Origin of the sequence: Arthrobacter sp. C2, from assembly GCA_024207135.1 — a bacterium.
Lineage (GTDB): Bacteria > Actinomycetota > Actinomycetes > Actinomycetales > Micrococcaceae > Paeniglutamicibacter.
The window spans coordinates 3,992,615-4,011,945 of sequence record CP042428.1 but is presented as its reverse complement, the minus strand read 5'-3'; the positions used below and the strand labels follow the sequence as shown (position 1 = coordinate 4,011,945).

General features: G+C 58.3%; 21 protein-coding genes. 14 read left to right on the top strand and 7 right to left on the bottom strand.

Annotation, left to right across the window (positions count from 1 at the left end; all coding sequences use genetic code 11):
• Window position 1: 1 nt before the first annotated feature.
• Complete coding sequence (locus tag FPY90_RS18420; RefSeq protein ID WP_498682656.1) at window positions 2-379, bottom strand: hypothetical protein; 378 nt, start codon at window positions 377-379, stop codon at window positions 2-4.
• Here FPY90_RS18420 and FPY90_RS18415 point away from each other — a divergent pair.
• Window positions 351-1,001, top strand: coding sequence for a hypothetical protein (locus FPY90_RS18415; RefSeq protein ID WP_498682655.1), 651 nt, complete (start codon window positions 351-353; stop codon window positions 999-1,001). The two genes, FPY90_RS18420 and FPY90_RS18415, sit on opposite strands and share 29 nt — an antisense overlap.
• Here FPY90_RS18415 and FPY90_RS18410 read toward each other — a convergent pair.
• The 5 genes from FPY90_RS18410 to FPY90_RS18390 all read right to left on the bottom strand — a co-directional run bounded on the left by FPY90_RS18410 (window position 983) and on the right by FPY90_RS18390 (window position 5,292).
• Window positions 983-1,828: a hypothetical protein gene (locus tag FPY90_RS18410; protein ID WP_498682654.1), complete on the bottom strand. Its 846-nt coding sequence runs from the start codon at window positions 1,826-1,828 to the stop codon at window positions 983-985. The two genes, FPY90_RS18415 and FPY90_RS18410, sit on opposite strands and share 19 nt — an antisense overlap.
• Before the next feature lie 174 nt (window positions 1,829-2,002).
• On the bottom strand, window positions 2,003-3,346 hold the full coding sequence (locus FPY90_RS18405) for an NYN domain-containing protein (RefSeq protein WP_498682653.1): 1,344 nt from the start codon (window positions 3,344-3,346) through the stop codon (window positions 2,003-2,005).
• A gap of 168 nt (window positions 3,347-3,514) precedes the next feature.
• Window positions 3,515-3,736: a hypothetical protein gene (locus FPY90_RS18400; protein ID WP_498682652.1), complete on the bottom strand. Its 222-nt coding sequence runs from the start codon at window positions 3,734-3,736 to the stop codon at window positions 3,515-3,517.
• A gap of 665 nt (window positions 3,737-4,401) precedes the next feature.
• Window positions 4,402-4,836: a VOC family protein gene (locus tag FPY90_RS18395; protein ID WP_498682650.1), complete on the bottom strand. Its 435-nt coding sequence runs from the start codon at window positions 4,834-4,836 to the stop codon at window positions 4,402-4,404.
• Window positions 4,837-5,148: 312 nt separating this feature from the next.
• Entirely contained in the window at window positions 5,149-5,292 is a 144-nt protein-coding gene (locus FPY90_RS18390) for a hypothetical protein (protein ID WP_498682649.1), read from the bottom strand.
• A 218-nt stretch (window positions 5,293-5,510) separates the two neighbouring features.
• On the opposite strand from FPY90_RS18390, the gene FPY90_RS18385 reads away from it, so the two are divergent.
• The 12 genes from FPY90_RS18385 to FPY90_RS18330 all read left to right on the top strand — a co-directional run bounded on the left by FPY90_RS18385 (window position 5,511) and on the right by FPY90_RS18330 (window position 16,863).
• The gene (locus FPY90_RS18385) at window positions 5,511-5,711 is read left to right on the top strand and encodes a Flp family type IVb pilin (protein ID WP_498682647.1); all 201 of its coding nucleotides are present in this window, start codon (window positions 5,511-5,513) and stop codon (window positions 5,709-5,711) included.
• A 487-nt stretch (window positions 5,712-6,198) separates the two neighbouring features.
• Window positions 6,199-6,711, top strand: coding sequence for a helix-turn-helix domain-containing protein (locus FPY90_RS18380; protein WP_498682646.1), 513 nt, complete (start codon window positions 6,199-6,201; stop codon window positions 6,709-6,711).
• Window positions 6,623-7,342: a transposase gene (locus FPY90_RS18375; RefSeq protein WP_498682644.1), complete on the top strand. Its 720-nt coding sequence runs from the start codon at window positions 6,623-6,625 to the stop codon at window positions 7,340-7,342. The genes FPY90_RS18380 and FPY90_RS18375 overlap by 89 nt, the downstream gene beginning before the upstream one ends.
• A 207-nt stretch (window positions 7,343-7,549) precedes the next feature.
• Window positions 7,550-7,888 (top strand): transposase, encoded by a 339-nt coding sequence (locus tag FPY90_RS18370; protein WP_498685614.1) that lies wholly within the window; start codon window positions 7,550-7,552, stop codon window positions 7,886-7,888.
• A 1,804-nt stretch (window positions 7,889-9,692) separates the two neighbouring features.
• Window positions 9,693-9,902 (top strand): Flp family type IVb pilin, encoded by a 210-nt coding sequence (locus FPY90_RS18365; RefSeq protein WP_498682643.1) that lies wholly within the window; start codon window positions 9,693-9,695, stop codon window positions 9,900-9,902.
• 118 nt (window positions 9,903-10,020) lie between these two features.
• Window positions 10,021-10,401, top strand: coding sequence for a TadE/TadG family type IV pilus assembly protein (locus FPY90_RS18360; RefSeq protein ID WP_498682641.1), 381 nt, complete (start codon window positions 10,021-10,023; stop codon window positions 10,399-10,401).
• On the top strand, window positions 10,389-11,462 hold the full coding sequence (locus FPY90_RS18355) for a pilus assembly protein TadG-related protein (protein ID WP_498682640.1): 1,074 nt from the start codon (window positions 10,389-10,391) through the stop codon (window positions 11,460-11,462). The genes FPY90_RS18360 and FPY90_RS18355 overlap by 13 nt, the downstream gene beginning before the upstream one ends.
• Window positions 11,463-11,528: 66 nt before the next feature.
• Window positions 11,529-12,272: a Flp pilus assembly protein CpaB gene (gene cpaB, locus FPY90_RS18350; RefSeq protein ID WP_498682638.1), complete on the top strand. Its 744-nt coding sequence runs from the start codon at window positions 11,529-11,531 to the stop codon at window positions 12,270-12,272.
• A complete protein-coding gene (locus FPY90_RS18345) occupies window positions 12,269-13,465 on the top strand; it encodes a CpaE/TadZ family protein (RefSeq protein WP_498682637.1) in 1,197 nt (398 codons plus the stop codon). The genes cpaB and FPY90_RS18345 overlap by 4 nt, the downstream gene beginning before the upstream one ends.
• A gap of 188 nt (window positions 13,466-13,653) precedes the next feature.
• Window positions 13,654-15,012: a TadA family conjugal transfer-associated ATPase gene (locus FPY90_RS18340; RefSeq protein WP_498685613.1), complete on the top strand. Its 1,359-nt coding sequence runs from the start codon at window positions 13,654-13,656 to the stop codon at window positions 15,010-15,012.
• Between the two features lie 2 nt (window positions 15,013-15,014).
• Window positions 15,015-15,962, top strand: a complete 948-nt coding sequence (locus FPY90_RS18335) for a type II secretion system F family protein (protein WP_498682635.1) — start codon at window positions 15,015-15,017, stop codon at window positions 15,960-15,962.
• Between the two features lie 13 nt (window positions 15,963-15,975).
• Window positions 15,976-16,863, top strand: a complete 888-nt coding sequence (locus FPY90_RS18330) for a type II secretion system F family protein (RefSeq protein WP_498682634.1) — start codon at window positions 15,976-15,978, stop codon at window positions 16,861-16,863.
• Window positions 16,864-16,924: 61 nt separating this feature from the next.
• On the opposite strand, the gene FPY90_RS18325 is transcribed toward FPY90_RS18330, so the two are convergent.
• Window positions 16,925-17,836: a LysR substrate-binding domain-containing protein gene (locus FPY90_RS18325; RefSeq protein ID WP_498682633.1), complete on the bottom strand. Its 912-nt coding sequence runs from the start codon at window positions 17,834-17,836 to the stop codon at window positions 16,925-16,927.
• A 156-nt stretch (window positions 17,837-17,992) separates the two neighbouring features.
• On the opposite strand from FPY90_RS18325, the gene FPY90_RS18320 reads away from it, so the two are divergent.
• On the top strand, window positions 17,993-19,276 hold the full coding sequence (locus tag FPY90_RS18320; protein ID WP_498682630.1) for a cytochrome P450: 1,284 nt from the start codon (window positions 17,993-17,995) through the stop codon (window positions 19,274-19,276).
• Window positions 19,277-19,331: the final 55 nt, after the last annotated feature.

Here is a 19,331-nt window from a genome sequence, read left to right as displayed (position 1 = left end):
GCTACTTCCCGACCACGTAGGAACCGAATGCGGCGACCGTGGTGGCACCCGTGGGAGCGGTGCGGACGGTGGCAACCATGGTGTCGTCCCCGAAGCCCAGGGTGATGCTCTTGGCTCCGTCTGCGGCCGTGCCCCGGGTGGCGACCCAGCCCCGCTTGGCGGCTTGGGACTCATAGTACTTCAGGACCGCTTCGACGCTCAGCGAGGTGCGGTAGTTGACCGCGACCTGGATTTTTCGCCCCTGCGTGCTGACGGAAGAATCAACGATGTGGGCGCCTTCCGGGATCGGCATTGCCTTGGTCGGGAATCCCGAGGTGAGTTTCCCCTTGGCCGTCCCTTCCTTGGGCACCGTGCCGGAAAGCACCGGGGCCTTTTTCACGGATTTCGGCAACGTGGTCGCACTGGGCTTGGCACTGGCCGGAACTTCGAGCTTCGGTGATTCGATCGCCGAGCCGGATGCCGAGGTTCTCGGCGGGTTTGATGCCGCAGGTTTGTTGGTCGATGTCGCAGGTGGCTCCGAGGACGGGTCCTTGGCGGTCGCGGAAGCCGCGGAGCTTTCACCGCCGGAGACCGTCACGCTTGGACTTTCCGAACTTGTGGGCACTGCCGCGCTATTGGACACGCCGGGACCGGGGTCGATAACGGTTTGCGTTGCTGCGGGCGTGCGTGCGGCGACGCTGAAGGCGATCGAAGCCCCCACGAGTACGACGATGACGGCGAGCGCCCAAGCCAGCCATTTCTTGTGTTGCATTTTCCCCACCAATGCGAATGGCCGCATCCGTGATGCCACGGCCCCAAGCCCAATATTCCCTGTGGTTAGCGTACAACCCGGTGCCCGTATACGCCATGGGCCCGGCATTCCCGCTCCGTCGCGCTTGGCAAGCTTTCAATATCAGATTCGGCCGAGTCCTCCAGAAACGCACATCGCTCGTGGGGCACTCGGCCAGATACCGGAAATCATCTTGGCAAAGACCTCCGGAAACTACAGCCTGACGGGGTAGCGCTTCGTGCCGATGACGAGAGCATCGATAGGCGAGTCGTCGGCTTCGTGAGCCAATTTAGCTAGGCCAATGCGTGCCGCTTCTTGTGCCGAACGGGCAACCACCGTCGATGTCCAGGTGACTAAATGTGCCTCATCCACGCCCGTGATTTCCACGGACGGTATGGAATAGGAGTCTTTCTCACGTGCGGGAGTTTGCTCCGTAGTGGCGCTCAAGCCGAACCAGTCGAAGTTTCTTTCCTTCAAAAATCCACGGAAACACTCGAGAGGATCTTCAATGTCGTCCATCTGGAAGTCGCATTCCACCCGAACGGTGTACACCTTCTGCTGATGGTCTACGGCAGCCCACTTCGGAATGCGCTCCAAGATTGCGTCCCAATGGTTCTGCGTAAGAGTCCACGGGTTCTTGCCTACGGCACCAAAGCGCTTGAACATGACAAATCCGCCGAAGCGTGAATCCTCCTTCAACTCCGCTCTCGTCACACGGTCCTCGCGGAACCAGTGAGTGAAGTGCATGCGAACTGAAAGGCGGGGCGTATCCTTCTCCAAGTTCAGGTGAGAATCACACTTCCGGTGATAATCACGTTCGTGAAAACGCAGATCGATTTCTTCGACGGTTCCAAGTGCGACAGCACCAGCTATGTCGCCGGCCCCCATTTGCCAGAGAAGCAATCGGTCACCAACTCGAGGCACCGCACTGGTTCGATCTGCTGGCGGCCAAAACGGCTCGGAATCTTCCCAAAGCACGACTTGTTCCGCCAAGTCATAAACCAATCCATATACGGTTTCGACGTCGACCTGAATCAGCCAAATGCCTGTTTCTTCCATGTTGAAACTCCCCCAAGTTTATTGATTCGCAAGACCGGACCCTAAAGCAATAATGGCATTTCTTTCGCAATTTGAATAGGTCCCGGAGGTAATTTTTAAACATCCTTGGCAAATCTCCGGCGCAAGAAGCGTGAAGGGCATGCGGGCGGTTGGAGCTTCCCAGCCCATGGCCTTCTATGCGTAGGAGGCATGCACCACGGCCGCGCTGCCGGCTTCGAAACGGACACGGTAGTCTGAGCTAGTCAGTGCGTGGTCCAGGACTTGGTGAAGAAACGAGAAGCCGGCACTTAGCGGCGTGAACCCCTCGATGGCGGTCCGCAATTGAATTCCTACCACGCTGAGATTCAATCCATCGGCACCGCGCACCTCGACTTCGTGCCCCAACGACCCAGCGATGAATTCCCTGCGAACCGCCTCCACAACGATTTTTTGCGCCCGGGTTGTTTTGGTGTCGGACGCTACCAACATACTCTCGGGATTGGGCACGGTGATATTGGCTGTCGCCGGGAGCGGCTGTGCAGAACCGTTCATGGTTCCCAGCGCACAGTATGTAAACAAGAAATCGGTCAGGGTCTTGGACCCGCAAGCTTTGTATCCGAGTTGCGGGTACTCGTTGCGCAAACGGCTTCCCAACTCTGCGGCGTTGACCTTGTAGTCGAGCACAAGCTCAGGGCTCTGCTCGATGATCTTGTAAATCGCGCGCCGGAACTCAGCGATAGCCGAGAATTTGCTCCGGTCCGGAAACTGCCCCGTTCGGACGACCGCGACCTTGGGTTGCGGGCTGGACTTGTTCTGGGCGGTCGTGGCGGCAGCCACGGAAACTGACTTCACGGTTGTGGCAGCCAGTGATGCGGGTGCTCTCGGCGGCTGCTCCGAAACCGGCACGTCCACCGTTGACATCGGAATTTGGTGGTATTCATCGGCAACAGACTTCAAGAGCGAATTGACTATGCCGGATTCCGGATCATTGGTAGACACTGCAATCACGAATTTGTTGAGGGCATGAAGCCTGCGAACCAGGGGAATGAACCCTCCATCCCCGGTGGCAATCACAAACACGTCAATCCACGGCGACTCGTGCGCAACCGAAAGGACATCCACGCACAACTCGATGTCGGCAGCGTTCTTGACCTGCTTGTCAAAGGAAAAAATCTGAACCGGCTCGATGCCCAGCTCAAGGATCTCTCGCTGGAAGCCGGCCATCACAGGGCTTCCCCAATGTGCATAGGCGCGGGCCAAGGCGATGAGTGAGCCGACACCCGTTTTCCGCACAATGCTTTCGATTCCGCTCATCAGCTCACCAAGCCGCAGCCAGGTGCTCCCCACTGTTTTGCCGCCAACAAGGTTTTCCATGTCGATGAACATGGCGACATTGCGATGCACCGATTTGGCATCCCCCATGCCCATAATTCCCTTCCCCCGATCGTTCGCACATTGGAAACCTTCCCCAAGGTCCAAGTTGCGCGATTCTTTGTTCCATTCATCTTGGCAGAGAATCCGGAAAAACACTGCACACACTGCTTGGATTTTGACGAGGGGTTGCCTCGTGGGGTCGGGACGGTGCGTGCACCAACCCTTCTCCGGCACCTGATGGCGCTCCATGTGTCGACAAACTGCCGTGGCGCCACGGCACTACAGCGTTGGTCGGGCAGGCACCACCGCATCCGCCCGACCAACGGCTTTCGCTCAGTCGTCGCGGGACTCCGTCATCCGTGCCACCAGCTGGGTCGGGTTCACGAACCGCAGCGCCACCACCAAGATGACGAGCATCGTCGCGGTGTAGAGCACACCCATGCTGGAGACCATTTGCCGGGCCTCGCCGCCGCCGGAGGATGTCATGGCCCGGAAGATCGAGATGGCCTGAGTGTCCGACGTTGGATCGGAGATCAGATAGGTCAGCTCGGACATGCCGACGGTCCTTACCATCGCCAAGATGGCAGCAGCCAGAACACTTTGCACCAGCGTGGGCGCGAAAATACAGGTGAACACTCGAGACACATATTGCTGACGACTGAACAGGCACGGATCGCCAGTGAGATTCTCGGTGAATTACGCACCAGCCTGTCCGCAGTGGCCCAGCAACACGAGCATGCTCTCCGCACACCGTGAATATTGAACTCATAAATCAGGCCATGAAAGTGAACCGAACCCAAAGTTTCAACGGAGTCTAGGAACTCAACTGGCTGGCCCGGGTGTTCCAGCGAAAGTCACCGCTTGTTGCAGCAAGATCGACAGCCGATGTTTCGGCTCTGCTCCAAGCTTTCGAGAAAGCTCAGGATTGAAAGATTTCGGATCTCGCCACGGTAGCAATCCCCGGTGTGGATCCAGAGGCACTTCTAATCGCGTGAGAAACTCAGATACTCCGAACACACGAGCCTCGGCACTGATAGACCATGGCATTGGTCAAAATCCGGGCGTCACCCAAACAACAGTGAATCAACAGGTCCCGCCAGATCATGAAGAGGTCCTCTGCGCATTAACGACGCGGAGCCGGTTCAGCAAATACGCGACTTCGGTACGCCATTCGATGGCTTCGCTTGAGAAAGAATTTGCACGATATCAATGAATTATGATCACCAGCTCACCAAGCAAAACGGATGCTTCTGCGGGTCAAGGTATACGCGGTAGCTTTTGGACCCTGTGCTCATGGACGTTGCACCCATTGAAAGCACCTCAATTTCGGCGATGTCAAGATCCTTGACCCTGACATCGATGTGGGCTTGTTGCGGATGCACGTGCCCTGGCCATTCAGGTGCGATGTAGGGGTCCACCCGCTGGAAGGCGATCGCGGGCCTATCCGGCGCGTCTCCGATACCCACCCAGTCATCATCGTTTTCCACTCGAACCATGCCGAGCAGCTCCTCATAGAAACTCGCCAACCTGTCTGGGTTCTCACAGTCGATAACCAGCGCTTGCCAAGAGCCAACCATGACCGCACGCCCTTCCGGATTCTGGTGTGTGTACGTTTTCTTGCCCCAATCATTATGCGCCGGCTGATCGTCAGCCACCAGAGAAAAAAGTGAAAGTCATTGTTTGTTGTCGCACCAATGCCAGGGCCGCCGATCTTCGCTTCCTTGCCATGCCGCGGGTTCGAGAACCGGCGCTTGATTGCAGTTACCTGCAATGCCGCACTCGGGTTACAGAACAACCGGAGGCCTTCTACAGAACCCATGAACCGCTTCGCATCAAAACCACTCGAGTAATGAATCCGGCTAAAAGACGTTTCAGAAAACTATTCACACGAGTCCCCGTAGTGCCTCATGTCAAGATGCTCGCCAAATGACCACCGCGTGCCTCACGAGGAATGCTCGCGAAACCGGTCAGGCGATCCTGGTTTGTGGCCGGGTCTTCAGGGCGGCCAACCGGATGAGTTCGCGTTGGATGTCGTTGACCTCCTTGGTGATCCTTGCCAGGTCCGCGCCGGCGTAGGTTTCCGCCATGGTGTGTCGTTCGGGCGGCAGCATGATCCCGGTGTCCTTTACAGACTAAAAATTCTCTCCTAGACTCCAAGCTAGATGCCAACGGTTGGGGAACCGCTTGGGGGGCTGCCAGAGGCAGTAGGCATCGGATGGGGTCTAGATACTTGGGGACCACTTCATTCCTTCATAATTTCTCATCAAGAATGATTCGCTGGGGGGCGATAAATGTCGCACCTTCTTGACGCAGAAAATGGAGTAACAACATGAACACCATGCTCGCAAACATCTACTTTGCCATGCAGACCGTCGGCAACAAGCTTCGCCGCGATGAAAAGGGAGCAACCGCCGTGGAGTACGGCATCATGGTCGCCGGCATTGCCGTCGTCGTCATGGTCGCAGTCTTCCTGATCGGAACGAACCTGAACCTCATGTTCGAAAAGGTTGCGGACAAAATCAAGCCGTAGTACCAACCGCCAGCGATCCCACCGGGATCCACTCGTACAGTTCGAGATGGGCGGGTCGGAAACGACCCGCCCATCTCATTCCAAACCACATCCGCTTCACGGCCCACTTGGGGAGGGTAGGAGCATGTTTAAGCCCAGATCAACGAGGCGCTTCAGCAGTTGAATACCAATTTCAGCGGTTCGCGGCTCGGATTTCTAGACACCACGATCTAGTGGGCGTCTTTCGGAGTATCTGGCCTGCCGACGCCCCAGATAGACATCAGGGCGCTCCTAGATGGTTCGACTAAGACCATCGCAAGAACGACCCTGACAACGAATCTTTCCGTTTGTGCCAGAGTGCCGCTCACAGCACCTAGTACCGCGGCTGGCAAGGATTGCTTGCCTGGGGTGAATCGGCCGATCCCGTTCCCGTTGCGTGCGTGATGCATTCGGCGCACGCTGGTGTTGCAGGAGTCCGCTTCCCCGGGAGGCAGAAATGTCACGGCGCGTGGTGGTACTAGAACTCGACAACGACGAGGAAACGCGGTTGCTGCAGATCGTGCGCCGCGGCGGGTCCGGCCCCGTGGTGAACTGGCGCCGGGCACAGATGGTGCTGCTCTCGGCCCGGGGCATGCACGTGGCGGCGATCGCGGAGGTCGCCTTCACCAGCCCGGACCAGGTCCGCGACGTCCTGCACAACTTCAACACCGACGGATTCGACTCGCTGCACCCCCACTACGCCGGCGGGCGACCACCGAAATTCGGCCCGGAGCAACGCGAGCAGATCAAGAAGATCGCCCTGGACCGCCCCGCCAACCACGGCTTGCCTTTCTCCACCTGGAGCCTGTCGAAACTGGCCGACCACCTGGTGGACAAGGCGGTGGTGGAGGACATTTCCCACGAGGGACTGCGCATGCTCATGCGCGAACAAGATGTCTCCTTTCCAGCCCATCAAATCCTGGAAGTCCAGCAACGACCCGGACTACGAGGCCAAGGCCAAGCGCGTCCAGGAACCCTATGACATCGTCGACGGCAAGGCAGAACCCGGGGACGGGGACCCGGAGGTCGTCATCTGCGTCGACGAATTCGGGCCCTTGAATTTGCAACCGCATCCCGGGCACCAATGGGCCCCGGCCGCCACCGGGCCCGAGGACCAGGACGCCCCGCGCCGGCGCCGACGGCGGGCCACCTACAAGCGCCCCCACGGGGTCAGGCACCTGATGGCCGCCTACGACCTGTCCAACGACAATCTCTACGGACACGTCAAGGCCCACAAACGGCGGACCGATTTCCTGGCCTTCATGCGGTACGTGCGTTCGCTGCACCCGATGAACCAACGGATCGCCATCGTCATGGACAACGACGCCCCGCACCTGTCCACCAAGGTCGATTCCCGGGTCGGGGACTGGGCCGCGGCGAACAACGTCGAACTCGCCTACGTGCCCTTTTACAGCTCCTGGCTCAACCGGATCGAGCCGCAGTTCACCGCCCTGCGCTACTTCGCGCTCAACGGCACCGACCACCCCAGCCACAAGGATCCGGGAAGCATGATCCGCAAGTTCATCATCTGGCGCAACAACCACACCACCGATCCCAAGCTGCGCAAGGTCATCCGCCGCGCCTCACTCATCAAACTGGCAAAGGTTGCCTGACGCGGTACTAGGAAGCTCGATGAACCACTCCACTTCGAAGATGCCACAAATACGGTAACCAGCTTTTGCGGCGTAGCGTGCCGATCCACGATATTCCCGGCTAGGGCGTGTCTCCCAGTCCCGAATGGTGTGGTTTGGCAGGATTGAGGGGTGAAATCCCATTACGTCGTCCTCACCGACGTCCAATGGGAACTGATCTCCCCGTTGATGTCTGATTCCTCAGGCAGGGCGGGGCATCAGTTCAAGGATCACCGGCTGGTCGTCGGGGGCATCATCCACCGCTACCGCGCCAGCATCCCCTGGAGCGACCTGCCGGAGCACTTCGGGTCCTGGAAGACCGTGTGGAAGAGCCACCGCCGCTACGCCGCCGACGGCACCTGGGACGGTCCTTGCGGTCCTGCTGGGCCACGCCGAGAGCCGCGGCCTGATCAACTGGGAGGTGTCGGTGGACTCCATGATCAACCGTGCCCACCAGCACGGCACCAACGTCCCGAGCCACACGGGGGACCTGTCGAATTACAAGAATCTTCGCCAAGAGCCTCCTGACCACGCCATCGGCAAGTCCCGCGGCGGGCCGAGCACCAAGATCCATTCCCTGGTCGACGGAAAGCAGCGCCCGTTGGTACTGATGATCGGGCCCGAGCAGGGGCGGGGACTCCCCGATGTTCGAGAACCTCCTGGACACCGTCAACGTCAAGAACCCCTCACCGGGCCACCCGCAGACGCCCGGTCCGGGCCATGGCCGACAAGGCATACTCCTCCCGAGGCAACCGGAAATACCTGCGGGACTGCGGAATCCAGTGTGTGATCCCCGAAAAGGAAGTCCAGAAAGCCAACCGGAAACGCATGGGGTCCGCAGGCGGAAGGCCGGGCGCCTAAAACAGGGACGCCTGCAAGCGACGCAACGTTGTCGAGCGCAGCTTCAACGCCCCGAAGCAGTGGCGCGGGATGGCCACGCCGTGTATATCTGGAGCGCCGTCCTCGAGACATTTCCATTGGGAGACACGCACTAGGACTCAACCGTGGCCGTGAACTGAAGCAAACAGGCAATTCGCTGCCACGGAACCTGCTGACGCTCACCCAAGAACACCACCGCATTGGAGCACGGAAGAAACCTACCGTGAGGGCCTCCCACTGGGCGCAAGAACAGCAGAAGGAACAAGATAGAGCGCGGTATCGTCGATCGCACGGAGTGCACGGACACACCATCGGGGACATCGCCAAAGGTTCGGCGCCCAGCTGTGAACCAGTCGCCCCTCCTGCGCGGCGTCACCACCATCGGCGTAGACGAGCGCATCCGGAAGCACACAAAATCCTCAGCGACCGGGGGCTTGACCGGGTGATTCGACCACACCTGGGATGCGTAGGGCAGAATTGCACCCGATTGTTAGACCCGGCGCTCTGATGCAGGAGCAAGGCCTACGCCGGCTGGTGCAAGGCCGGGAATCCAGTCGCGACTCTCGGCAACTTCCTCGACTACGCCAACACCCCTGATGAGCGACGGGCCAGAGCTGTCATGCTCTTGGACACGTTTCACATAGTCAAGTCTGGAAGTTCCATGGTCAAAGACATGCGGCGCCGGGTCCAGAAGGATACCGTCGGGCAGCAATGCCTGAAGCAAGACCTTGCCTGTGAGGTGCCGTCGACACTCGTTGCAGGGGACGACCACCTCAGAGTGATACAACGCTTCCTACCCACCGAACTGATTGGGGCCGTCGACAAGGTCGAAGAGGTGACCTTTGAACACCCATCAGAAACTGCAGTTGGCCTACTATGCCCCGCCACCGACGGACCCGAACAGGCCTATGCCCTGCTCGAGAAATTTGGTGATTGGCCGCTCCTCGACACGTCACCAGACCCTGAAGGAATGGGAGAAAAGATCTGCGCATATTTCGCCCCCAAGGGCGCCCCGGAAGTCCCACAGACGCCATCAGCCGCGCAACCGACTCCACCCCGAAGATCGTTCGAGGGCTCCGGAAATTCGAGAACGACAGCATCCGCTCACTCCTCTCAGCCCACGGCCACAACACTACCGGGCTTGGGATGTCAGCACCGCTCCAGAATCTGACGAGCCGCACTCCATCCCTCCTAAAGTTAAGCGCTCACGAGATTCCCAAGCAAACAAGAGATCCTCAGGAATACCTCTTTACAGCTTCAACAATCTCTCCTAGACTCCAAGCTAGATGCCAGCGGTTGGGGAACCGATTGGGGGGCTGCCAGAGGCAGTAGGCATCGGATGGGGTCTAGATACTTGGGGACCACTTCATTCCTTCATAATTTCTCATCAAGAATGATTCGCTGGGGGGCGATAAATGTCGCACCTTCTTGACGCAGAAAATGGAGTAACAACATGAACACCATGCTCGCAAACATCTACTTTGCCATGCAGACCGTCGGCAACAAGCTTCGCCGCGATGAAAAGGGAGCAACCGCCGTGGAGTACGGCATCATGGTCGCCGGCATTGCCGTCGTCGTCATGGTCGCAGTCTTCCTGATCGGCACGAACCTGGACACGATGTTCGACAAGGTTGGGGTACAGCTCACCCCTAAGGCCACGTAACGACCAACGATCCAACCGGGATCCACTCGCGCAATACGAGGTGGGCGGGTCGGAAACGACCCGCCCATCGCATTTCACACCACATCCGCTTCACGGCCCATTTGGGGAGGGTAGGAGCATGTTTAAGCATGACCAACGAGGCGCTTCAGCAGTTGAATTTGCAATTATTCTACCAATTTTAATGACTCTTCTTCTCGGAATTGTAGAATTTGGATACCTCTTTAATCAGCAAATATCTTTGACTCAGGCGGCTCGGGAAGGCGCCCGAGAATATGCGATACATCATGGCCAAACAGGCTTCAATCTCTCGACTGCCGTTCAAAAGGCGGCGCCCGCTTTGGGCCCCGTCACGGCCACCGCGCTGCCTGCATCAAGTTGTCCGAGCGGCACCACGGCAATCATTACGGTAACTCGGTCTTACTCTTCACTCACCGGATGGTTCGATTTCCTTAGCTCCACTACCTTGACAGGGAAAGGAGCCATGCGATGTGGCGGTTGATCCCGAAATCCTGGCGGACAATGCGATCTGCTCAAGACGGGGCCTCAAGCATCATGGTCGCCGTCCTGATGGTGGCTTTACTGGGTTTTGCCGCCATCTCTATCGATGTTGGAAAACTTTATTGGGAAAAGGCACAATTACAAAATGGTGCTGATGCCGGGGCGCTGGCACTTGCGTCGATATGCGGGGCCAACGAATTAGATACCAAGTGCTCATCCGTATCTACCATTCCGCGTCAGCTAGCTGACGCCAATGCCAACGATTCGAGCTCCCTGGTTCCTTCTGTCGTACTGGATACGGCAAATAAAAAAGTAACCGTTAAGACTGCTGCCGCTGAGACGGGTTCGCCGACGAACACGGTATCGACCTGGTTTGCGCGAATCTTGGATCCAACATTCTCAAGTGTGCAAGTCGGCGCCACGGCAACGGCGATTTGGGGGCCACCCGGTGGACTGAGCACCAAGTTCCCGTTGGCGTTTTCTCAATGCGAAATAGATTCATCACCGACCTTTGACGGATCACTTCAATTTCTGCAAAGTCATGGAGTCGGGGATACGACCGCCCCTGGGGCGTGCCATAGCACTTCGTCCGGACACGAGATCCCCGGTGGATTCGGATGGCTGCACCAGGAACCAGCAGGAAGCTGCTCTGTCGACACCATCATTGGCGGTTGGGAGCTGACTGATACCGGAAACGATTTCAAGACCGGCTGTGAAAAGATCTTGACCAAGTGGAAAGCCGACCTATCGGCCACCCCACAGGTACCTGTCATCGTCCTCTTGCCTGTTTTCGACGACGTCAAAGGGACCGGTACCGGTGGCCAATTCAAGATCTATGCGTACGCGGCCATAGACATCCGCGGCTGGCACTTCAAGAACAATGACGAGCTATTGGACTTCCAGTTGCCCGAGGCGAAGAAGGTAATCGCTGACGGAAAATATCAGAACTCCGACCTGGGGTTCGTGGGCAAGTTCATTAGATACGTCTTTGATGACGAAGACGTTGAATATGGTGGCGGCGGCAAGAACTACGGCGCCACAATTACGCAGCTAATCAATTAAGGAATAGTCACAATCGCGAAGATCCCTCTTCGCAGTGAAAACAAAAAACATGTCTGGGGGCATTTCATGAAAACACGGCTGCTGGGGGGCATCGCCGCACTCGTTCTGGCGATTGTCGGTGCCGTACTTCTCTATACATATGTCAATGCGGCGGATGCGCGAGCGCAGGCTTCATTGAATCCGGTTCAGGTACTCGTTGCAACAAAGGATGTACCCGCCGGCACACCTGTCAAGGAATTGGGGCAATTCTTGACAACCAAGCAGCTACCAGCTGCGGCCGTCACCAGGGAGGCCGTTTCCTCACTAAAGGACATGAACGGAAAGGTGCTCTCCCAAGCCATGGTGACCGGCGAGCAGTTGCTGGCCGCCAAGCTCGTGTCGGAAGAATCCTTGCTCACGCCCGGAACCGTTGCCGTTCCGAAGGAAATGCAAGAAGTCACCGTCCTGCTGGAACCGGCACGGGTCGTAGGGTCCATGCTGAGGGCCGGAGACGTCGTTGGCATTTACGGCAACTACACGGTCAAGGAAAAAGCCAATAAGGACGCCGAAGACGAAAAGGTCACCAAGCTTCTCTATGACAAGGTTCTGATCACTGCCATCCAAATAGCAAGCCAGGAAGAGACACCGTCAAGCAAGGACGTAGCCGCCTTGCCGTCAGGTTCGGCCTACGTGACATTTGCCGTTGATACTCGTCAGGCTGAAAAGATTATTCACAGCCAGGAATTTGGAAGCATCTGGCTCACTAAGCAGAGCGAAGACACACCCTCCGGAGACAAGACTCCAATCACTATTAACGAGGTGCTCAAATGAGCCGCTTTCTTTTACTCACAGACCAGCCGGACTTTGAAAAGGTTGTTCAGCTAGCCATTCGCGGTTCACTACCCGGAAATCTTCAGCGAATTTCGGCGGCCGCTGTACAGCTTGCTCCGCAGGAGTTGCTCGCGCGCAGCCTCGGCGAGCCGACCGATGTGTTGATGTTCGGACCCGATGTCAGCAGAACAGCTGCATTGGATCTGGCCACGGCCATGGATCTGCTGCACCCTGATATCTCGGTGGTTCTAACTGCCCCGGCAGATTCTGAACTCATCATGAGCGCCATGCGGGCGGGCATCCGCGACATCGCCGAACCAGGCTCCGAACCCGAACAACTGCGCCTGCTTTTGGAACGAAACTGCCTGACCACCGAAAGCCGGCGCCGGCAATCGGGTGATGGCACTTCCGAACGGCGACGTGGGCGCGTCATCGCTGTGATGTCGCCCAAGGGCGGGGTCGGCAAGACCACTGTTGCAACCAATTTGGCTGTTGGGCTATCCAAGTTTGCACCCATGGGTGTGGTGATTCTGGACCTCGACCTACAATTCGGAGATGTGGCAAGTGCGCTCAACCTGGAACCGGAGCACACGATTACAGATGCCGTATTCGGGGCGGCGGCACAGGATTCCATGGTGCTCAAGGCCTACCTAAGCGTGGGAGAGTCCGGTGTCTATGCACTGTGCGGGCCAAAGAACCCGGCGGATGCCGACCTGATCTCCGCAGAACAAGTTGCCATTTTGGTGAGTCAGCTTGCTGCCGAGTTCCAGTACGTGGTGCTGGATACAGCGCCTGGCTTAGGCGAGCACCTTTTGGCGGCTCTTGAAATGGCAACGGATGCAGTCTGGGTCTGTGGCATGGACGTTCCAAGCATCCGCGGCTTGAACAACGGGCTCGTTGTGCTGCGTGAGTTGCAGCTGGTCCCAGAGGGACGTCACGTTGTGCTGAACTTTGCTGACAGGCGCGCTGGGTTAACCGTTCAGGACGTTGAGCTGTCGATCGGATTGCCGATTGATGCCGTCATTCCGGTCTCTCGCTCAGTCTCGCTCAGTACCAACAAGGGCGTTCCGCTTCTCGCGGAGAAATCTAGGGGGCCGGCATGGCGCAATCTGGACAAATTTGCGCGTCGGTTCGATCCTTCGTCGAAGGATGCCCTGCGTAAGAGCGCTCACAGGAGAGAGGTGCTGCAATGAATCTGTCAGAACGGCTCAATGCCTTACGCAAAGACGACAATCCTACTGATCACTTCTCGGTTCCCGTCCAGGAAGATTCCATTCTTGACAATGAACCATCAGTAGACGACGCTGCGCCAGAATACACGGATCCCTTCACTATCCCCGTAATCGAACCCGCACGGGCAGACTCGACAAAACCCAACGGAATGCTGGCTCGTATGGGGGGAACCACAACCACCCAGGCCCAACAGCGCAACAACGTTGACGGTCTGGCTGCGCTGAAGGCCCGAGCTGGGGAAGAACTGTTCAAGCGGCTCGGATCACGCATTACCGATCCGTCCATGACAGAAGAAGCCCTTCGCAAGATGGCCCGAGAGGAACTCAGCCAGGTCATAGATGCGGAGAGCGTTCCGCTTTCCCCGGAAGAACGACGCCGCTTGATTCGGGACATCGGTGACGAGGTATTAGGCATGGGCCCCTTGCAGCGGCTCTTGGATGACCCGGAAATCACCGAAATCATGGTAAATCATTTCCAACAAATCTATGTCGAACGCGGCGGTCGGCTGGAATTGGAGGACGCGAGGTTCAGTTCCGAAGAGCAACTGAGACGGGTAATTGAGCGTATTGTTTCCCGCGTGGGGCGCCGCATTGATGAATCGTCACCACTTGTCGATGCACGGTTGGAGGACGGTAGTCGTGTCAATGCCATCATTCCGCCGTTGGCAGTCAACGGCCCAAGTCTGACTATTCGCAAGTTCGGTCAAGTGCCGTTGACCGTTCGCAATTTGATTGACTATGGGACGCTAAGCACCGACATGGCTCACCTGCTTGATGCTTGCGTCAAGGCCCGTCTGAACATCATAGTTTCTGGTGGTACTGGAACCGGAAAGACCACCTTGCTGAACGTGATCTCTGGGTTCATTCCCAACAACGAACGCATTGTCACCATCGAGGATGCAGTCGAGCTTCAGCTCCAGCAAGAACACGTGGTCCGATTGGAAAGCCGCCCCGCTAATATCGAGGGGAAGGGCGCGGTAACCATTCGCGATCTTGTGAGAAACTCCCTCCGCATGCGGCCTGATCGCATCGTGGTTGGTGAGGTTCGTGGCGGGGAGGCCCTAGATATGCTCCAAGCAATGAATACCGGCCACGACGGCTCGATTTCCACTGTTCACGCGAACACCCCTCGGGACGCTATCGCGCGTTTGGAAACGCTAGTGCTTATGGCGGGTCTTGACCTTCCGTTGCGCGCAATCCGCGAACAAGTCGCGTCCGCTGTGGATCTCATCGTGCACTTGACTCGCTTGCGAGATGGAAGTCGACGCGTCACCCACGTTACCGAGGTCCAGGGGATGGAAGGCGACGTGGTCACGCTGCAGGACGCGTTCTTGTTCGATTACAGCGCGGGCGTTGATGCCCATGGCAGGTTCCTCGGAAAGCCAATCCCCACGGGTGTACGCCCACGGTTTATCGAGCATTTCCAGAACGTGGGCATTTCAGTTCCTCCGGGAATCTTCGGAAACATGGCCACCGGGGGCACAGTCGCCGGCGTCGGGAGGCGGTAATCATGAATATGTTGCTCGCGATGGGAGGGATCGCAGCAGCGTTGGGGGCAATCTTGCTGCTCCTGTTGGTGGTTCTCCGTCCGGCAAGCGCCGACGTAGGTTTGGATCGCCGACGCCAGGGAAACGTTACCGACACCCGACATTCACTGCTCACGCGCTTCAGCGGAGCTGCCGTGGGGGCGGTCGAACGCGGCGTTGGTTATCAAGGCGGACGGCTCTTCAATCGAGCTGCCCTTGAAGGTGCAGGTCTGAAAATTGCACCGTCAGAGTTCCTGGTGCTTCTGTCCGCGGGTTCGATCGTGGCAGGATTACTTGGATTTGCGGCAATGGGCCCCTTGGGAGCCCTTCTGCTCGCACTGTTGGTACCGGTTATAGGATGGGCCGTGTTGAGTTTGCGCCAATCCAAGCGCCGCAGCGCCTTCGATCTGCAACTGCCTGACCTCATAATGACACTTTCCGGCAGCTTGCGCGCCGGGCACTCCGTCATGCGAGCATTCGACTCCGCGGTGCAAGAATTTGAGGCACCGATGTCCGAGGAGCTAAGTCGCATTGTCAACGAAGCCCGCGTGGGACGAGACCCTGAGTCAACAATGATGGAAATAGCAAAACGCATGGATTCCGAGGATTTCTCTTGGATTGCGGAAGCCATTCTCATCAACCGTGAGGTTGGCGGCGATTTGGCTCAGGTGCTGGACCAAGTTGGAGAAACTATTCGCGAGCGGGCACAGATCAAGGGTCAAGTCAGGGCATTGTCAGCGGAAGGAAAGATCTCCGGCTACATTTTGGTTGCATTGCCAGTCGGTGTGGGGCTGATGCTCGCGTTCATTAATCCCACGTACATCGGCATGCTCGTTACTCATCCAATAGGCATATTCATGTCCATAGTCGCAGTGATCATGCTGGGCATTGGGTCGTTTTGGATGAGCCGCACAATTCAAATCAAGTTCTAGGAGGGTGGACAACATGGGGATCGAATTCATAGGTTGGGCGGCTATTGCTTTGCTGACAATTCCGCTAGCGTTCCTAACCTGGAGCTTTGTGTCGGTAGACCGCAACCAGCTGGTACTCATCAAGCAAAATCTGAGCAGAACACAGCTTAATCCTGGCGAAGATGCAGCTAGGGTATCCGAGTTCACTGCATTAGCTCGTCATCTTGTTTCTGGAACCTACGCAGCAAAACTGGATCGATTACTGGCCATGGCTGGTCGTCCTTCAGCATGGCCCCTAGATCGGTTAATCGTTTCGAAACCCATCTCAGCCTTGGTTTTGGGTGGATTAGGCTCCCTAGCATTCCTGATGAGCCCTGTCCTTCAGTTGTTCATCTTGGCAATAGCGTTGCTCGTACTGGGCTTTTTCCTGCCGGATTTGTTGGTATACAACGCTGGGATCAAACGCCAGGAAGCCATTCAACTAGAGCTACCCAACGTGCTTGACCAACTGCTAATTTCCGTCGAGGCCGGGCTTGGCTTCGAATCTGCCATGGCAAGGGTAGCGTCAAACAGCCCCGGCCCGATGGCCCAGGAAATGAGTAGGGCGTTGCAGGAAATGCAGCTAGGACGCTCCAGAGCCGAGACCTACATGGCACTGGCAGAGCGGTCGTCCGTAGCTGACCTGAAATCCTTCGTCCGTGCAGTGATTCAAGCCGACCGCTATGGGATCGGCATCGTTAGGGTGCTAAAAGTGCAGGCTTCACAAATGCGTGTCAAGCGCCGGCAACGGGCCGAAGAAAAAGCCATGAAGCTGCCAGTAAAAGTCCTCTTTCCACTGCTATTGTGTATTTTTCCAGTGTTGTTCATCGTCATTCTCGGACCCGCCGTCATCAACATTCTCCAAAGCGGCCTCTTCGGTTAGGCAGCTCAGAGGTGACATTAGTTGGGCCCGACAGGAGATATCGATCTCGCCTTGATCATGGTCATTTCGCCATATTGGAATCGTGCGCTCTGGTAACAGCCACGGTCTGATGAGGTTGCTGCTTGTGCAGCTCGACAGCAAGATCCAGCATGGCCTCGGCGCTCCTGGAAAGCCGGACCCCTTCGCTCCAAACCATGGAGATCGGAACGTGGCGCATGGCAGGGTGGATCGGGCGCACCGCAACCGGGCGCCCTTCGTAGGACACGTCGGCGACCGGTCGCTGGACCAAGATGGCATATCCCATGCCGCGGGCAACCATCGAGCGGGTCACCTCGAAGTCGGTCGTGCGGAAGCGGATCCACGGGACCAGCCCCTCAGCGGAGAACATCATTTCGGTGTTCTCCCGGCTCGGGTTCACATCAAGAAGGATCATCGGCTCGTCCACAAGTTCGGCGAGCGCCACCTTCTCCTGTGCCGCCAATCGGTGGTCCGCCGGCAGCACGACGGCTGGCACCGCATCGCGCAGCCGCTTCCTGGCCAGGCCGGGCGGAACGGTGAGCTCATAGGCAATGGCCACATCGAGTTCTCCGGAAAGCAGCCGCTCGTGGATTTCCTGCTGAGTGCCCGCGTAGAAGTCCAGTTCCACATCCGGATGGCGGCTCCCGTACTCGGCCATGAGCTCGGTCAGCACCGTGGGGGCCAGGGACAAGTAGCAGCCAACGGCCACCTTGCCCCGCAGAGTGGTTCCGGAGTCCACCGCCATGACCTGCAGATCAGCCGCCGCGTGCAGCAATCCGCGCGCCTGGTACAGAACATACTGGCCCGACGGTGTTAAGCTGACCCCGTGCGCCTTCCGCCTGATCGTCAGCTGCGAATTGAAGGCACGTTCGAGTTCGTTCAGGGCCCCCGTGATTGCCGAGGGGGAAAGCATCATGGCTGCGGCCGCCGCGGCAATCGAGCCATGCTCGCCCACGGCGACAAAACATTCCAATTGCCGCAATGTATACCGCAACGCAACACCTCGCTAAAACCGTGGATACTTCACTGAAACTCGTACTTTACCTGATGTTATGCGCCGGGTCACACTTGAGGTCACGTAGCCGATACCCAGCGCAGGAGTTCCACCGCCATGAGCACCCCCAACGCACCGACCGCCATCTGTCCCTTCTCCGGAGCAGCGGTGCCCGCTGCGGAGGCGGCCGAAGCACCGCAGGTAGCGCCGGCGGCAACCAACGGAGCCGGAGTCGCGGCACCGGTGGCCGACTGGGTGACCATCCCGGACTTGTATACGAACCCGTTTCCGATCTACCAACGCATGCGCTCCGAGTCCCCGGTGCACTGGGTGCCGGCGGTCAACCGCTACATGGTCACCTCCTACGCGGCCTGCCACGAAATCGAACAGGACGAGGCCCGCTTCTCCGCCGATGAGAAGAACTCGCTGATGAAACGCTCCATGGGCCATTCCATGCTGCGCAAGGACAACCCCGAGCACCAGGTGGACCGCGATTCCTACGGAGCCACGCTGCGCCCTGGCACCATCAAGAAGCACTGGAACGAGATCTTCGCGGCCAACCATGAGAAGTACCTCGGCGAACTGCTTGCCAAGGGCCCGGGTGCCGACTTCGTCTGGGACTACGCCGCCCCCTACACCGCGGAAAACCTTCGCCTGATTTGCGGCTTCCACAATTCCACGCAGGAAGACCTGCAGCGCTGGAGCCAGACGCTGATCGACGGCACCGGCAACTACGCCGACGACCCGGAGATCTGGGCCAAGGCCGCCGTGTCCTCCGCCGAGGTCGATGCCGCCATTGACGAGATGCTGCCGGTCCTGGCCAAGAAACCCGACCATTCCCTGCTCTCGGGACTCGCCTCCATGCCCATCCCGCTCGAGGCCATCCGAGCCAACCTGAAAATGACCATCGGCGGCGGGCTGAACGAACCGCGCGACGTCCTGGCCACCACCGTCTGGGCCTTGCTGAAGAACCCGGAGCAGCTGGAAGCCGTGCGCAACGACCCCAAACTGCACGCGGTGGCGTTCGAGGAATCCGTGCGCTGGGTTGCTCCCATTGGCATGTACCCGCGCGAAACCACCCAGGACGGGGTGCTCGAAGGCGTGCACCTGGCCGCCGGCTCCCGGCTCGGCGTGGTGCTGGGCGCGGCCAACCGCGATCCAAAGGTCTTCGAGGACCCGGAAGCCTTCAACATCTTCCGCCCCAAGAAGCCGCACCTGGGCTTCGGCGGCGGCGTCCACTTCTGCGCCGGCACCTGGATCGCCCGTGCGCAGGTCGCCCAGATCGCCATGCCGGCGCTCTTCGACCGGATCCCGGACCTGCGCCTGGACCCGTCGGCCGCCAGCGTCGATGCCGGTTGGGTCTTCCGCGGCATGACCAAGATGCCCGTCACCTGGGGATAATCCCCTCCCCCGTAACTTCCTTCACCCCCACCCTCAGTTCTTCCAGGAGCCTTTC

What these genes read in the sequence shown, in the direction of transcription:
- FPY90_RS18375 (WP_498682644.1), top strand. Translation starts at nt 6,623, where the DNA reads ATGTCTCCTTTCCAGCCCATCAAATCCTGGAAGTCCAGCAACGACCCG.
- FPY90_RS18355 (WP_498682640.1), top strand. Translation starts at nt 10,389, where the DNA reads ATGTGGCGGTTGATCCCGAAATCCTGGCGGACAATGCGATCTGCTCAA.
- FPY90_RS18365 (WP_498682643.1), top strand. Translation starts at nt 9,693, where the DNA reads ATGAACACCATGCTCGCAAACATCTACTTTGCCATGCAGACCGTCGGC.
- FPY90_RS18410 (WP_498682654.1), bottom strand. Translation starts at nt 1,828, where the DNA reads ATGGAAGAAACAGGCATTTGGCTGATTCAGGTCGACGTCGAAACCGTA.
- FPY90_RS18385 (WP_498682647.1), top strand. Translation starts at nt 5,511, where the DNA reads ATGAACACCATGCTCGCAAACATCTACTTTGCCATGCAGACCGTCGGC.
- FPY90_RS18370 (WP_498685614.1), top strand. Translation starts at nt 7,550, where the DNA reads ATGTCTGATTCCTCAGGCAGGGCGGGGCATCAGTTCAAGGATCACCGG.
- FPY90_RS18335 (WP_498682635.1), top strand. Translation starts at nt 15,015, where the DNA reads ATGAATATGTTGCTCGCGATGGGAGGGATCGCAGCAGCGTTGGGGGCA.
- FPY90_RS18400 (WP_498682652.1), bottom strand. Translation starts at nt 3,736, where the DNA reads ATGTCCGAGCTGACCTATCTGATCTCCGATCCAACGTCGGACACTCAG.
- FPY90_RS18330 (WP_498682634.1), top strand. Translation starts at nt 15,976, where the DNA reads ATGGGGATCGAATTCATAGGTTGGGCGGCTATTGCTTTGCTGACAATT.
- FPY90_RS18340 (WP_498685613.1), top strand. Translation starts at nt 13,654, where the DNA reads ATGCTGGCTCGTATGGGGGGAACCACAACCACCCAGGCCCAACAGCGC.
- FPY90_RS18360 (WP_498682641.1), top strand. Translation starts at nt 10,021, where the DNA reads ATGTTTAAGCATGACCAACGAGGCGCTTCAGCAGTTGAATTTGCAATT.
- cpaB (WP_498682638.1), top strand. Translation starts at nt 11,529, where the DNA reads ATGAAAACACGGCTGCTGGGGGGCATCGCCGCACTCGTTCTGGCGATT.
- FPY90_RS18345 (WP_498682637.1), top strand. Translation starts at nt 12,269, where the DNA reads ATGAGCCGCTTTCTTTTACTCACAGACCAGCCGGACTTTGAAAAGGTT.
- FPY90_RS18390 (WP_498682649.1), bottom strand. Translation starts at nt 5,292, where the DNA reads ATGCTGCCGCCCGAACGACACACCATGGCGGAAACCTACGCCGGCGCG.
- FPY90_RS18320 (WP_498682630.1), top strand. Translation starts at nt 17,993, where the DNA reads ATGAGCACCCCCAACGCACCGACCGCCATCTGTCCCTTCTCCGGAGCA.